We start from the raw sequence: 15,400 nt of genomic DNA on the forward strand, positions 1-15,400 counted from the left end.
TCCTCTCCTTCATCTTATTCCAAACGAGAATTCAACCCTATTCTTGTATGTTTATCCATGCGATTGTCTTGCCCGACATCTATCGTAATTGTATGATGTGGCATAGATGAACGACCATCTAATGTAAGTAACATAGGCTCTGATAATACAGTATTCATCCCTAGATAGGAATGAAGATCCATATATACCCACGGTTGTAATATCACTAATTTGAACGTTGCAAATACAGGCTTGTAGCTCTCAACAATATGCTGCAATGTCACTCGCTTAAGCTCGGTATCAACATGCTCTGCTTTCACAAGTACATTGAATGCGTGTGGATCTGCAGCATACAAACGATCCGCCACATCTCCGAGCTCTACATTCTCTTTCAATGGCTTCACTTGCTCATATTCAAGTACGATTGGCGTAAATCCCGTATAAATTCGTACTAATGTTTCAATCGCATACTTTGTACCGCGCATACTATATAATTTGGGCGCTTCCTTCATTAGCTCTCTCAATTGATCCTCTGACCAATAATCATCGGATTCGATGCCTAGCCATCCGAGTAACCATTTCAATGATCGCCCCGACACTTGATTCGGCTCTAAGCTTCTCGTAACCGAAGCAATTTGCTGATCAGTATCTTCGATTAAGCTTTGATAAATACTTAAGTAACGTGATAGAAAATCTTGCGACGTTGCATCTCGCTGATAAATACTTGGCAAATAAGTAAGATAAGAGCTTCGCGGGAAATATACTTCCATACTTTCAATAATTGGGGAATGCATGCTTGAACCAATTAACTCTATAAAAATCCATAAGTAGCGCCCATTCGCATGATGTAATAATGCATCCTCAGCATCCTTCAAAGGGCTAATCCAATACGGAGCAAGCGCATCTAGCTTTTCTAAAACCGGAATAGCATCATTACGGATAAATTCGTCCAAATTAATTATTTCATGTCCGATCGCTATTTCCTGCTGATCAGCAGCATAATAACTGACATTCCATTGCGTATCTTGTTGCTTATGTACTTGTAGCTTCACCCTATGCCATTCTGTACCAGCAACACCGCTATCAAGACTCTGGCTACACCATACCCCTATATGCCCATGTCTTTCTTGCCAGTAGGCTGTTTCAGAAATCGGATGAACCGTATAGATTTCTTGCTTCTTATCATTCCATATATATAAATTATGTTGGCCTGCTTCTACTTGCTCACCACGCGCTAATTCTAGTTGTCCTCGCTTATGAATATCTCCATCAAGTGAGAAAGATATCAGCTCACAACCTTGATCTTCATCCGTTGGCGAGACTAGCGCCCAATACTGATGATTCGCATGATAGCAAATAGAACGAACACTTTGAATAGGTAATGCCACCATAATCAGAGACAACATATTATTGCTTAATTGCCAACGCAAGAGACGTTGCTCATTGCCATCGAGAATAAGTACATTATGTTGATCATCTAGCAGTAATTGATAATTGTCCTGCCCTGTTGGAGATTGTAGTAGCCCTTCAGCCAATACTTTGCGCTGTGGTAGTTCCACATTAAGCATCGGCTCTCCAATCGCATCAAAACGGAGCAACTGTATATCCTCAGAAGAAGACAATAGACCAATAATAATGACCCCATCTTGATCATCATTGATTAGTTCATAACCAGTGAAGTTATCACTATACCAAGCCGTTGTACTCCATTTCAATTGTGCCCGATCAAGTAAATACGATTGCAGCATACTGCCCTGTTCCCCATCGTATAGTACAATGATCGACTCTCGACTCACGGCAATTCTAGCTGGCTGATAACTCTCCTCATAAGGAAGACTCATAACCAATTCTACTAACGGACTAATGAGATCAGTTCGCCATATGCAACCTTTAGAGTCAAGCATATACCAACGTTCATCATCTGTTAATACCGTATCTATAATCGTCTCATGTCCATTGATGAAAGGAATCGTTGTTCGCTTCACTTGACGGTACATATAGTCTCTAGCTATCTGTAACCCCGCAAGCTCACCTTGCAGCTGGAACGTCGTCCCACTGCTCCAATCAGAGGGCTTTCGAAATGTAAAAAAAGTAGGTTGATTCATAACGTAATCCTCCTAAAACTTTTCATAGCTTCCGATGTAGCTTTCCGTAAATGAAAGGTTACATCGGAAGCTAAAAACTAAAGTGCATGTTCATATATCGGGCTTTTTGATTTAGCGCATCGTATGTCCGCTCGTATTACATCATGATCACAAGCAATGCAATAAAACCCAGCAATGTGTACGGTACAAGTACACGAGCGGTCAATTGTTCGAAGCTTCTAATAAAGGTTCAAAAAGCAGGATTTCGCAAGCCGAGCAGGTGAAGCGTTACTTGAGAAAGGCGGAAGCGCAAGTGTACATCATTAAGTACATGCGAACCTACAATGTTTCTGCAAGAAACATACATCGGAAGCTTATTCCGTACTTTCCAAGTTCGCTTCAGATGCGATGTCGAGTAAGCTACGTTAGCAAAATCATCGTTATCAAAGTCCGCTTTTTGAACTATCCTATTACAAACTCAATATCGTGGTCTCCTGAGTAGGCCAACCCATTAGGCGGAATAATAATATCTCCACCTTCATCCTGATACACATTATTTCCTTCTGCCATTAACCATACATCTTGGATATACTGTACCCCTGCGACCGTATGAATCATGTCATAAACATCACTCTTATAGATCGCCCTACCAAATTCCCAGCCTTCCGATTGGACCGAGGTTTCTGGCTTTAGCCAACCATTTAACGCTTGGATTACGTCGTGTTCTTTTCCTTCATATTGCGGAGTAACAACAATAATGGCACGAAGCGTAACTTTAATATATTCCGGTGCAATAATATGAAATTGTGATGTAAGTAAACGATACGGCTCAAGATGAGTGGCAATTGTTAAGCGAAGCCCTTCACTCGGAATTGGAAAGCTGCGTAAGCTTTCTGGAACGACTACAACTGAAATATGACCCATCGCTCGTTCATTAGGATAATTCGTTAATCTTGTATGGTAACCAGCGATCGCTCTTACGCGCGCGATACGAATTCCGGGAATTTCAAGTACACGTTGTTCGATATCTACAGTAGTAATACCGCATTTCGGTTCAAGTACTTCAAGCTTCATACGATTCAATGCTTCACTAACGCTTTCTTCTTCTGCCCCACCATAAGCAGGAAATAAGTTGGTTAGACGCAATGCATTTTTTCTTAATACCATTTCACGAATCGTATCTTCCTTCACATTACCAGCAATTCCCACACCCGTTCGATAGCTAATAAATCTAATATTGCGAGTATGAGAGGCTGATGGCGCTATCCCATGTATTCCATCTGAAAACTGAATATGCGATTCTTCATTAGATAAAATATAATGTCTGCTATGCGTATTGGAATCATCAAAATCTATTACCGATTCCCAATCCTCCCATAGCATGCAACCGAGCTTTGTTGAATAATGACCTACCTGCAGACGGATATGGTTAGTAAATACGGACGGTATCGGTAGATCATACTTTTGATATGAAATCCCATTGCCAGCTGCCATATATTGTTGCTCAATAAATTCAGGCTGCATCGCGATAATCCGGATAGTATGAGCGCCTATAGGTACCCATGACGAAGGTAATAATATGACTTGTAAATGCGATGGTTCATACACCAATTCATACTCACTGCTCTCTATATCAATCCAGCTATTATGAACAAAGTATTGAACTTGAATATGACCTTCCATAAATAATGCATGATACAAATAGACATGAATCGGATCTAGCTGACCAATCATCATATCTTGCGCCGACCATCCATCGAAGGTTTGCTCCATACACCACGTCTGACCTTGCGTAGCAAATACTTCATTCCATACTAATCTGCGAATCCGTGGTACATCATCAAAACTACCGCTAACTAGTTTGGTCCGTAATAATGTCACTTCACTTGAACCAGTCGGAATTTCAAATAGAATAGGACCACTTTGATGGATGCAATAAGATTCATCCCGTTCCATCCGAACTGGTTGCCAGCTGCCACCATGCTCGTCTTCCTCGTAATAGCTCCATTCCACGTAAGCAGATGGTGTGAAATTTTTGTATCGTGCTGGAATACGGATCGTTGGTTCTTGACGATCCAGCTCGATCCATAACGATAAAGGAGTGTTACGAGGTAGCGGCTGTTCCAGCTTCAATTGCATCATTGCATCCTGCTGGGCATGCTCGCCAAAAGGATAAAATACCGTTCGACCATTCGTCATGTCCTGCGATAAATGCGTAATGTCATCGACACGAGTAAGCGTAATTAATTGATTCGTATTAGGAATAATTGTAATCGAACGAACCGTTTCGAAAATTAACTGACCTACTTTCAATTGCGTTCCAAGTGGTATATAGGTTAGCTGATTAGCATGAGAAAAGCTTAGTGATGTCATAGCAGGCATACGATCGCGTGGTCTCACGCCAAGTAACTTTAGAAATTTCCGTTCATGCGTAACAGAAAGAGCATCTAGCTCATATTGCTGCATTTCCAGATGCCAAGCTAGCATTTCGAGCAATGTAATACCTGGGTCATGAGCATTCTCATCTGTCCAATCGGGTGCGATGCGTGGTATGAGGTCTCTTGCTTCACGTACAAGCTGTTCAAAACTACGATCATCCAGATTTGGTATTGGTAACATGACAATGACTCCTTTCTATTGGTGTAATTCAATCGTCAATCGATGTTGACCAGGTATAACAATGCTGTGTGGTAGCTCATCTATTCGATCAGGATTCCATTCGCTACGCTCACCATTTTCAAGCTTATACGACTCTAGTAATAGCTGCGGAATATGAACAACCGGACCTACAGATTTCATAAGTGCGTAGAACATTGACGGATGAATCATTCCACCAATTTCCCAGCCGCGTCCGTCCGTATTTCCCGTTAGCGGATGTAAAAACTGCTCTAATTTCAACAATAATTCACGTTCAACTTGCACGACTTCATCCATATTACGAACCCAAATCGTAGCTCGCACACCAATTTCTAAATATACAGGCTCAATGACTTGAAGCTTATTCGGAAATGCAATACTTGCAGCTGTAGCCTGCAATAACGTATGCTCTACAGCCTTTTTCAACTCTTGAAAATGTGTACCTTGTCGTCTGCCTGATTGCGGCATCACAATAATGGTTAATGCACCTAATTCCTTTTCTAGCTTCACATTACGATTGGGCAAACATTTCACTTTTGCTACGTTCGGATGTGCTTCCTTCGTCATCCATTCAAAATCTTCGGCTACGACAGCTCTCCTCCGATGAGCAAATCCTTTCGATCCACGTTCCATCGCTTCTTGGATCGTCCCTGCATTACAACCGCCTGCCGCTTCCTCTGCATTATAAACCGAATCAACAAAGGCAATCGCATTTTGCATCGTAGTAATTTCCCCTTTGCTTACATTACCACGGCTTCCCCCGCCACAAATATAATTAACCTTCACTTGGTCATCGCCAACGACAGACACTGTTCTACCTTGCTTACCATCGCCAAACGTAATCCGTCCTGATGCTCGATCAATTCGATAATGTCGATCTGTAGGCTTAGAACGAAGAAATTGTTCAACATGCTCATAACGAATCCAAACCTTCATTAATTGCTGTTCAGAATCGTGCATTAGCATCAAACGATGTGGAATCTCGATTTGTAATTGGCTTAATTCATGTGTGCTAATACTATCCGTCTCATCTACCCACACTTCCTCTGCAAGCACAGGCGCTAGTGATAGCGCATAATAGCTAGCATGAATATCTTGAGCAATATGATATCCATCAATGAAACTCGGCAATTCGCCCTCTATCGTCATTTGCTGTAGTACCGTTAACGTGTTCAACATAATTTGCTTCACTTTAGGCTCATACATCTGCTCATTACTTGCGTAGTAACGAGTATCTCGGTTAATTGCTCGCAGCCAGTATGCTTGCTTACCAAATTGTCGGCTATACGCAAAGTCTTGTGGACCGACAAATTGGATCGTTCCGCTTTGTGTAAAGCCTTGTGTCTCATCGGCTACAGCTAGGGAAGTCCATATCGCTGATGTACCTACGCTCCGCAAATATTCCCATTGAATATGCGGTATTTCTTCACTCGTCCAATTTTTAGTAACCATATCGATATATAGATGAATTGGACCACGAGTCGGGGCTTGATCGAAACCAAACCATACGGTAGGCTGATAGCCACTTAATGGTTGAAACGGACGAAAGGGCATTCCGCCACTACGCATTTCTGGGGAATGATCGCGCAGTTCTAGGTTGTTTAATGTTATAAATTGTTCTGGAGCAAATAATGGCTCCGCATATTTATAATTCAATTGCAGCTGCGATATATACGGTGAATAATATACGGCATCAATCGAATAGGCGTTGTTGACTGAAACAATGCGTCCACGTATCCAGTAATTCAATTCTGAATTAACATCGGTACTTTCCATATCTAATGGACATACGAAGCTTAGTTCACAAATCTGCTTACCTTCCCAAACCATGTTGAACATTGTACTAGCTGCATCCGCTACTTGTAGCTGAACCCACGAGCGGCCGTTCCAATATTCCCACTGTACATGTGTAATCGTTACGATATCTGGTTGGTCTACCTTATCAAGATCATCTCGCTTCATGATCGGTTTCCAATTAATCGGCTTTGGCTTATTCGGAAATAAACGATGCGTATGATACTCTAGCTGGAATGAAATTGTCGTTAATGCCCCGCGCTTAGATAACGTCTCTTCGCTACCAATATAGAATAATCCATATGGAGCGAAGAAATCACCAAATGGTTCAGCACCCTGCACCGTATTGACACCCATATCGTTATAATAAGTACGATCTGCATCCATCCCGATTGTATCTTTTGCGGCAGCGTAATCTGTCTTCATAATGACTCGTTCGAATTGGACTTTACCTATTGCTGAGCCACCAGCTACATCTGAAAGCGATAATGCGCGACAACGAATCCAGCGACCTTCTCGCTCTTCCACAATAGTTGGCTGGAGCTTGCGTCGCGATAGCTTGAGCAACCGAATAGTGACACCGTGACTATGAACCGCATCGAACTCCACCCATTGCCCATCACTGTAATATTCCCATACCACTTTATCCAATTCAGCTAATAAAGCTACCGATTCCAGTAGTGCAGATTCATGCTGTGGATGAATGAATGTCAATGCGATAGCGGCAGGTTCATCAACTAAGAATAAGAAGTCATGAGCAAGATACACCGTGTGCTCTTGAATATTAACTCCAACACTTCCGTACAGTGCAATCGTTGCTTCCTGTTCGTTTGATGGACTATAGCTATTGTCGATACCATCATTGCGGTGTACAATAACGCGATCTTTACGAGGGTAGACTGCAACAATTTGCTGTAGCTTAGCTGCTGTAAGTAAAGCTGGTCTCGACGTTTCAAATACGATGGGATCACTGCTATCGATGCTGTTAGCTGATAATTGGATACCTTTATCGATAAAGACAGCTTCAGGTGTTCCTTCAGCTAGTTTGAACGTCACTTGAGCAATTGCAGATGTTGCATGCGCACGCTCTACATTGAAATGATTAAGGAATGTCAAATAGCTTTTATACGGTATTTGATTGAGCCTTTGAATATTCCCTTCTAATAAATGGAGAAACATCAATGCGAGTGCGCTACCAAAGTCAGGGTCATCCTCATTGAATTTCCATTCTGGCGCATAATAAGGAACCATCATATTCAATTGTTCAATGAGTTGTTGATGCTTACGGGTATCAATCAATGGTGATTGAGTAGCCATTCCTAAGCTCGTATTCATGATTTATCGCTCCGATGGTTTAATTTGCCCCTTCATATAAGTAGAAAGGATACACTTGGTTATACAAATTATTAGTGGTTCTTACTGTATATTGAACATGGATATTCAATCGATTGTCTTCGTTAGTATCAGGTTTTACTTCAACCTCTACTTCATGCACGCGCGGCTCCCATTTCATAATGGCGCTCAGTACTTCATTTTCAATAAGCTGCAGAGTTAGCGCATCATTGTTCTCGAACAAATATTGCTCAATGCCACTACCATAATCAGGACGCATTACCCGTTCGCCCTTCGATGTCCATATTATAATTTTGATTGCCTCAGCTATATCTTCCTCGAACTCGGAAGACTTTACACGACCTGTTAATTCGTCAACCTCAATCGGAAATTTCCAACCACGACCCAAAAATTCTTTAGACATTTCCGTCCTCCAATCGTAGATTAATTAATCTTCACCATAGCTCCTTTTATGTTGATGAGGCCACCGCTATTAATATCGATCGAAGCATTTGCTTTCAATTCTAATTTACTATCAGCCTGAATTTTGACTGCCATAGCTTTCAAAGTAATATCAGCGCTGCCCTCTAATTTAATTGAACCACTCTTAGTAATTGTCACTTTCGTGTTGCTACTACTTATCGTTATATTGCCACTCGTGCTATCCATCGTTAACTTTTGCTCTTTGTTTTTCGTTGCTAATTGTACTTTCTTACCTTTGTCATCGAGTTCTAGCTGATGACCTTCAGCTGTTGTAATGGTAATACTACCTGCTTTATTCTCATCATTAAATACGATTTCATGTCCCGCCCGTGTTCTAATCTTACGAATATCATTGTTATCGTTTTTACCTTCTGGTGGCTTCTCGATATTATTCCACAAACTTCCAATAACAATAGGTGAGCGAATATCACCAAGTAAAAATGCGACAAGTACCTCATCGCCAACTTCCGGAATAAATAATGCACCGCGACTCTGGCCACCCATCCATGTAACGATTCTAGACCAATCTAATTCCTTCTGATCATCAATAATCGGAATCTTCACTTTAACTCTTCCGAGTTTCTCAGGATCTTTATTATCGGTTACGAACCCTGTATACACACCTGCCATCACTTCATCGGTATCTTCAGATGAAAAAGCATCAAATAAATTATTCACCGCTACACCGCATTTCCTTGTAAATTGAAGTTAGAACGATATCCCGAGTCGTCAATAATATGAGTAGCACTTTCAATATAATATATAGTGTTCAAATGAGTGCCTAAGCCGCCAAGCTCAATATATCTGCCTGCTCGTAGCTCTGGCAAACCGATACAACTCCCTTGCGCACTAACTAATTCCATACTGCGCTCCTGCATTCTCGATGTCGCAATCATTCGAGCCTCTGCTTCATCGTTCACCGTCTTCTGGATCACTTCTACAAAATTTCCTAATTTGCTTAATATATTTGGTCCCGTCCGCGAGTTTGAGCCAATCTTATCAACTTTACTCGATTCCACAGTGATCGTTTTCTTCTGATTCCGCGATGTCGCCTTCACAATGACTTTCGTGACCTGCTCTGATATATCTTGTTCTAGTCTGAAGCTACTGAGATGTTTGCCCAATTCGAGCTTCATAACTGGAGTTTTGTTAGCAGTCCTCTCACGGTAATACAATTTTTTGCCAACAATGAAAAAATCAAAATCTAAATCCTTCGCAAGTTTCTCCAAAAATATATGATCGTTTTCTACGTTTTTCACAATTTTCGGATGTGTTATTGGTGTTGTTTCAATCTCAAAGCTCGTTATTCCGTATTTTCGACCTATTTCTTGGACGACATCACTTATTTTTTTGTTAGCCCAAACTTGCGGCTCCCCGCCCCTCATCATATAAAAACTAATATCCATTGCTTTTATCGAGATTAACGGTACATCATCAGTCGAAAAATCAAATTCTACATTAGATATATAGCCGAAAAAGATCGGTGTCAGTCGATCCGTATAGCCAAACGACACCTCAACTGAATTGCCTAGCATAAGTAAGGAATTGGTCCACTGAAAGTCCCGTTTAATGAGGTCGTAGGCGTTCGTAACCGTGAAGCTGGTCATATCTGCTTTTTTCGTAATAGAAGTATCAACCGTTACCGATTCCACCGCCATACCTTCTCTTACAATATCTTTATTATTAATAACGATTTTGAAGCTAGGAGCGATAAACCCACGATAATGCTCCTCAAGCTTATCAAAACTCGTCTTACTATTATCTAGCTTTACACTACTCATCCCGCTCCTCCTACTCTTCTAGCCGTACAATCGTGGAATTTTGATTACAGTGCCTGGTTCCAAGCGACGTGGATCAGCAATCCCATTAGCACGAGCAATTGCCCGCCATAACGCAGCATCTTCGTACTCTTCAGCAGCAATTTGCCATAATTGATCGCCTTGCTTCACCGTTCTCTGCTTCGTTCGGTCAGCGGATTGACGAGGTATCTCTTGCAGCTGCTCCTTCACCGACTTCGCAGACTTGAATGATACGTTGAGCTTGGCACGAACGGGCTTCCCGCTATGATTGAACATCGTATAACGCTGGGATATTTTTTCAACTACCCCTTGAAACGATAAGGAACCCCAGATGAATTTACACAATGGCGGTGCATGTAAATCTTTATCGACATTCAATAGTCCAACGATTTTCATCGTATATTTGCGGACATCCTCTGATTTTTCATAGCTATCGAAAAATAACTCCATAGATAGAGTCGTCGCTTCACCAGAAACAAATTGAGCAATCGGCTGCGAAGAACCTGGGATCGATTGCCATGAAAATTTATTGGATGATTCCAACGAGTATTCCGTTGGATTAAATAATACCTCTACTCGCTCCTGCTTGGGTCCAGCCATGACGATAATCATCGCTTTTTCTAACGCCATTACTGCTCAGCTCCTTGTCTACACGAATTACTCTTCAATGCTACAACGCTATATTATCGAGCATACTATTGCTGGCGACTAACGACTAACGACCATTACGATGTTGCTCCAGCCGTATTTTTTTGGAAATCTGATCAAATAGTTGCTCGGATAATTGTCTAATATTAATACTCGGCTGCGTTTTTGTTTCTTTCGTTGTGGAAAGCTCCTGCTCTAATCGCTTTACAGTTACTTCAAGCTGCTTCACCGCTTCTTGTTGCTTCGTATCATCCTGTTGCATACTTTGCTGCTTCGCTATATGTAAATTCATCGACGATTGCGTATTATGTCTCACTTGCTCAACCATTTGCGATTTACTCTTACTAGACTGTTCATTCACAATTAGTTGTAAATCCTGTTCATTCGTTGTTTTAATTTGCACAATCGATAAAGGTGAATGGGTACTTATAATGTCTTTCACCTTACTTAGTGTTGTAAGTTGCTTCAATCGCTTCGTTAACCGCTCTCCTTGTTGCTGTGAGGAGTGGATAAGATTAATTCGCTTCGTCGTAATACTATTCATTGCTATTGAAGCCATAGACAGCGGCTTGTAAATAATTTGCGTATCTATAGTTGCCGCGTTGTTAGTAGCACTTTGAGTTGTACGACTACTCGTTTTCTGTAATTCATTAATTAATGCTCCTAATTGTTGCGTGCTATTATTACTACTAACACGATAATACAGCTGCTTTAATTGGGAATTGTTCACATTGTAATTAGTTTGTATTACAGATAAAGAGCCGTCATTGCTCGTCGCTCTTACTGACTCCGTTGAGTGCCCGTTTGTAGTTCTCAGCGTATCATTACGATTGCTACTAGACTGCTCACTTTGGCCTTTAGTGTAGTTTGTATTTGTAGCTCCACTGTTTGTACTAGTCGCTCCCATGCGCGAGGTTTGTGGCACAATAAGCGTGACCGCTTGCAGTTGTTTCAATTTGCTTTGTAATACCTTCACCTGCAGCAATTGCGTCTTATTCACTTTACTTATATGAGTAAGCTGACCTGTTATGGACAATTTAGTATATTGAGGGCGCTGTGTAATCAACTCATTCGATAAATTAGTTGAACCTGCTCGTTGCTTCATGCGCTCCTCATTGGTCAATGTAATAGCTCGAGCTAAGGTCGGCTGCAAATTGGTCTGTTTATGTTGTGTTGTTTGTTCTCTGACTTGCTGTGATGCTTGTTGGGATACTTCTTGTGACACTTGCTGTGATACTTCTTGCGTTATCTGCTGTGATACTTGCTGTGTTATTTGTTGAGATACTTGCTTCGTTACTTGCTGTGATGCCGCTTGTGACGCTTGTTGAGATACTTGCTGTGTTATTTGCTGATTGTTTCTTGATTGATTATTCCGATTCACCGTGTAAATAAGCTCAGCTTGACGGCGTATCCCAGATTGTTTTGATAATAACGGACTCGGTAATTCAGCTTGTTGCCCCTTCTCGACTGCAAGTTGAGCCTGAGGTATACGGACAAAACCTCTATGTTGCTCCTCTGGTAATACTCTATAACTGAGCTTTACGACAGGAACTAGCGATAGCTTGCGGGCTCTTGGTGTCTTTTTCTTCTCCACCATTTCAATCTGATAAATTAATCGCTCATTGCGCTTGATCAATTGCTGATGGAATGATGTGACCGAACGAATTTGGCCCCCAGTTGCTTCAATACGCCGTTGCTGTTTCTTGGTCACTTCTCCAGTAATTATTGCTATCTGTCTTGTAGCGAGCGATGCAGCATTGCTGCTTTCCTTATGCTTATGTGAATCCTTGCTATTAATAATTTCTTGCATATGTGAATGCTGATTATTAGTAATTCGTGAATCTACTTGTGTAAGTGGATTACGATAGATCAGCGTTGCTTTCTCATTGACCGTTGTAGCATCCCTATTAACGAATGGAATGTATACAAGCTTTTGTACGCCTTGAAGCGTTCTTTGATGGTACTTAATCGTATTAATATGATGTGCTGTCGTTTTCAAATAATATTTCATATCATTAACAATCGTCTGATTTCGCTGTTCTAAATTAGTATGTGATATTTCATGCTGTGGTTCACTTCTTCTAAGGCGAACACCTTGTTGTTTCTGTTGGCGCAGCATTGTAATTTGCGCTATGGTCAGCTTACGATGCCATTGTTCTAATACCGTCGATAGTGATTTATTAATCATTGCTTTTCTAGCAACAGAATGTATCTCAGCATGTGTTACTGCTTGCGTTTCACGTAATACTTCCCGTTTCTTTACTGCCTGCATCTCATGTAATACTTCTCGTTTCTTAACAACTTGCGTCTCATCTGATTGCGTTTCATATAATACGGCCTTCTTACGATAGCGAGTATTACGTTCAACCAATTCGGCTGTAATCCGCTCCTGCTCTTCTCTTACAATATTTCTTATGTATGGACTAAGCATCATTTTCGCTACTGCCACTTGCTTTTTGCTAACTCGCTGCGTCGTTTCCATGTGCTCAATATGATGCAATCCGTCCACTGTCTGTCTGATTGAAGGACTAGATGGACTAGCATTCCCCGCCGATGATGACGCTGTCGATGGTGTTCGATGGCTAGCTCGATTAGCAGCAGTTAATGGTATGTGATTGCTAGCCTCATCTGCCGCAACTAATGATGTACGAACTAGCTTCGCTGTAGCTTGGGCTTGCTTGCTGTTAAGTTGTTGACTGTTAGCAGCTACAATTGCTTCATGACTCTGCATATGTTGTGATCTAGTTAGTATCGTTCTACGTTCAATCTGAGATTGGACTTGCTGAAGCAGTTGTCGCTCAGCTTTCATCTGCGCCGTTAGCTTCACTTTTTCAAGTAATGATATCGGATGTTTCGTAGTAGTATTCGATGCTACATCTACAGTTGCCCCCAGTGCTACATTAGACAAAGGTGAACTTACTAGTAATGGTGCATTTTTATATTGGATAATTTGATTAAGCTGGTGATATTCATAGATGAGCTTAATATGAAGCGGCTGAATAACCTTCGTCAATTGAATAATTGGAGATTTCGCAAATGTCATAGAATCACGCTTCTTCGACTCTACCCGATGCTGTAGCTTACTTCGTGCAAAACCGTTGTCAATTCTCCAACCGTATTTCCCAACAATTTGATGTGCGAATTGTTGATCTGCTAAATGTATTTTCCTTATCGACTTTTCTCTAAACATTGCATAATCTCTCCTTTCCTCTCATGATGGTTATCCTGTTGCTGTAATGAGTAGCCATTGCCTTTGCTACTACAGCAGCTTAAAGCCATTATGTACAAGCTCAATTTGTTCGATTGCAACCTCACTAACGCTGGCGTTCAGATCAGGTCCTACCCATTTACTAGGGAAGGCATCGTTAAATGTCCAGCGACGAAACTCACGAAACTGTTCATCAAATAGAATGATCGAGCCACTTCGACGGACAATTTTCCCTTGCACCACATCATTATACCAATCCCATAGCTCGTAAGAATCTGTTAAGCCATGCTTTAATATAATTGGGACATGCTTTGTTCGCATCGGCAATTGATGGGCGTACTCATTGACCCCACCTTCGTTATATTGCTCTAGCTCCGTTTCGACAACTAGACCACTAACCTCCGAAAAACTGGCGACGAGTAGATGCTCGATTTCGACCATGAATCGATAGTTACCAACAACTTTAGAAAAATGTACATCTGGTTCTAACATATTGTTCACCTCATCTTAATGAAAGTTCTCTTAGAACACGTCAAATGGATTTTTGCGATCTTTATCATCGCCCATCTTACGATTGATCTTCGATATTTCATCGCACCATTTCCGCCGTTCTCGATGCTCCATATTCATAATGTCTTCATGCTTCCAATGGAAGTAGTAAGCAATAAATCCCGCTTCCTCATACAAGCGTTGCTCAGGATAAACGCTTATGCTCCTTCCATCTCGGACAAAAAAGAAATATCAACCTCATGCTCATGCTCGCATTTGGGACACATTGTACGAACAGAAAGCTTTTCTGTTTCATTAATTTCACGATAAAAGTTTTGTAGAAACGCTAGATCAGCAGTAAAAAACCTTTCAATTGTTTTCGTGTCTACTGCACGAACATCTCCAAGCTTTGTAATGACGCGAGCTAACAATATAATTGTTAAATATCCTGGATTTTGTTGTACTCGCTGGTCTCTCATCGGCAGGATCTCATCTGCTGCTGTTGCTAGCCTCATCGTGCCACGACGATGCAAATTACCATTCTCATCGACATAACCTCTCGGCAACTCAAATTCAAACTCCGTACGAAATGACATTTTTTATCCTCCTAAAACTTTTTATATGTTCTTGATATACTTCCTGTTGATGAAAAGTTACTTCGTAAGCATTCACCAAACTTTTTATGACTTCTTGATGTGTTATCAGTTAATGAAAAGTTACTGCGTAACTTCGTTAACAAGATCTACTTTTCGAAGCTTAAAATGAAGGTTCAAAAAGTGGGCTTTCGAAAGCCAAGCAGGTGAAGCGCTACTTGAGCAAGGCGGAAGCGTAAGTGTAAGTTGTTGGTACATGCGAACCTACAATGTTTCTGCAAGAAACATACATCGGAAGCTTATGCCGTACTTGCCAAGTTCGCTTCAGATGCGATGTCGAGTAACCTACGTTAG

Annotated in this window: 11 protein-coding genes; all 11 read right to left on the reverse strand. The window is 41.2% G+C overall.

All coding sequences use genetic code 11. The features are described from left to right. Positions 1 to 14 precede the first annotated feature (14 nt). A complete protein-coding gene (locus AC1TO5_RS11465; protein ID WP_482062930.1) occupies positions 15 to 2,084 on the reverse strand; it encodes a phage tail protein in 2,070 nt (689 codons plus the stop codon). A 441-nt stretch (positions 2,085 to 2,525) separates the two neighbouring features. Then, positions 2,526 to 4,682: a baseplate J/gp47 family protein gene (locus AC1TO5_RS11470; protein ID WP_482062931.1), complete on the reverse strand. Its 2,157-nt coding sequence runs from the start codon at positions 4,680 to 4,682 to the stop codon at positions 2,526 to 2,528. A gap of 15 nt (positions 4,683 to 4,697) precedes the next feature. Further along, complete coding sequence (locus tag AC1TO5_RS11475; RefSeq protein WP_482062932.1) at positions 4,698 to 7,829, reverse strand: baseplate J/gp47 family protein; 3,132 nt, start codon at positions 7,827 to 7,829, stop codon at positions 4,698 to 4,700. Between the two features lie 19 nt (positions 7,830 to 7,848). Next, entirely contained in the window at positions 7,849 to 8,250 is a 402-nt protein-coding gene (locus tag AC1TO5_RS11480) for a GPW/gp25 family protein (protein ID WP_482062933.1), read from the reverse strand. 20 nt (positions 8,251 to 8,270) lie between these two features. Next, positions 8,271 to 8,987 carry a phage baseplate assembly protein V gene (locus AC1TO5_RS11485; protein ID WP_482062934.1) on the reverse strand — a complete coding sequence of 239 codons (717 nt, stop codon included), beginning with the start codon at positions 8,985 to 8,987 and terminating at the stop codon, positions 8,271 to 8,273. A gap of 2 nt (positions 8,988 to 8,989) precedes the next feature. Next, entirely contained in the window at positions 8,990 to 10,090 is a 1,101-nt protein-coding gene (locus tag AC1TO5_RS11490; RefSeq protein WP_482062935.1) for a phage late control D family protein, read from the reverse strand. Between the two features lie 18 nt (positions 10,091 to 10,108). After that, positions 10,109 to 10,738, reverse strand: a complete 630-nt coding sequence (locus tag AC1TO5_RS11495) for a CIS tube protein (RefSeq protein WP_482062936.1) — start codon at positions 10,736 to 10,738, stop codon at positions 10,109 to 10,111. Positions 10,739 to 10,823: 85 nt separating this feature from the next. Next, positions 10,824 to 13,946 carry a hypothetical protein gene (locus AC1TO5_RS11500; protein ID WP_482062937.1) on the reverse strand — a complete coding sequence of 1,041 codons (3,123 nt, stop codon included), beginning with the start codon at positions 13,944 to 13,946 and terminating at the stop codon, positions 10,824 to 10,826. Positions 13,947 to 14,015: 69 nt separating this feature from the next. Next, positions 14,016 to 14,456 (reverse strand): phage tail protein, encoded by a 441-nt coding sequence (locus AC1TO5_RS11505; protein WP_482062938.1) that lies wholly within the window; start codon positions 14,454 to 14,456, stop codon positions 14,016 to 14,018. Between the two features lie 30 nt (positions 14,457 to 14,486). Further along, positions 14,487 to 14,651 carry a DUF6760 family protein gene (locus tag AC1TO5_RS11510; protein ID WP_482062939.1) on the reverse strand — a complete coding sequence of 55 codons (165 nt, stop codon included), beginning with the start codon at positions 14,649 to 14,651 and terminating at the stop codon, positions 14,487 to 14,489. A gap of 20 nt (positions 14,652 to 14,671) precedes the next feature. Beyond that, the gene (locus AC1TO5_RS11515; protein ID WP_482062940.1) at positions 14,672 to 15,049 is read right to left on the reverse strand and encodes a phage tail assembly protein; all 378 of its coding nucleotides are present in this window, start codon (positions 15,047 to 15,049) and stop codon (positions 14,672 to 14,674) included. Positions 15,050 to 15,400: the final 351 nt, after the last annotated feature.

Source organism: Paenibacillus sp. Y930, from assembly GCF_056786375.1.

Excerpts from the sequence above, each read along its gene's own strand:
- AC1TO5_RS11475 (WP_482062932.1), bottom strand. The coding sequence starts at position 7,829 with ATGAATACGAGCTTAGGAATGGCTACTCAATCACCATTGATTGATACC.
- AC1TO5_RS11490 (WP_482062935.1), bottom strand. The coding sequence starts at position 10,090 with ATGAGTAGTGTAAAGCTAGATAATAGTAAGACGAGTTTTGATAAGCTT.
- AC1TO5_RS11515 (WP_482062940.1), bottom strand. The coding sequence starts at position 15,049 with ATGTCATTTCGTACGGAGTTTGAATTTGAGTTGCCGAGAGGTTATGTC.
- AC1TO5_RS11470 (WP_482062931.1), bottom strand. The coding sequence starts at position 4,682 with ATGTTACCAATACCAAATCTGGATGATCGTAGTTTTGAACAGCTTGTA.
- AC1TO5_RS11495 (WP_482062936.1), bottom strand. The coding sequence starts at position 10,738 with ATGGCGTTAGAAAAAGCGATGATTATCGTCATGGCTGGACCCAAGCAG.
- AC1TO5_RS11465 (WP_482062930.1), bottom strand. The coding sequence starts at position 2,084 with ATGAATCAACCTACTTTTTTTACATTTCGAAAGCCCTCTGATTGGAGC.
- AC1TO5_RS11505 (WP_482062938.1), bottom strand. The coding sequence starts at position 14,456 with ATGTTAGAACCAGATGTACATTTTTCTAAAGTTGTTGGTAACTATCGA.
- AC1TO5_RS11480 (WP_482062933.1), bottom strand. The coding sequence starts at position 8,250 with ATGTCTAAAGAATTTTTGGGTCGTGGTTGGAAATTTCCGATTGAGGTT.
- AC1TO5_RS11500 (WP_482062937.1), bottom strand. The coding sequence starts at position 13,946 with ATGTTTAGAGAAAAGTCGATAAGGAAAATACATTTAGCAGATCAACAA.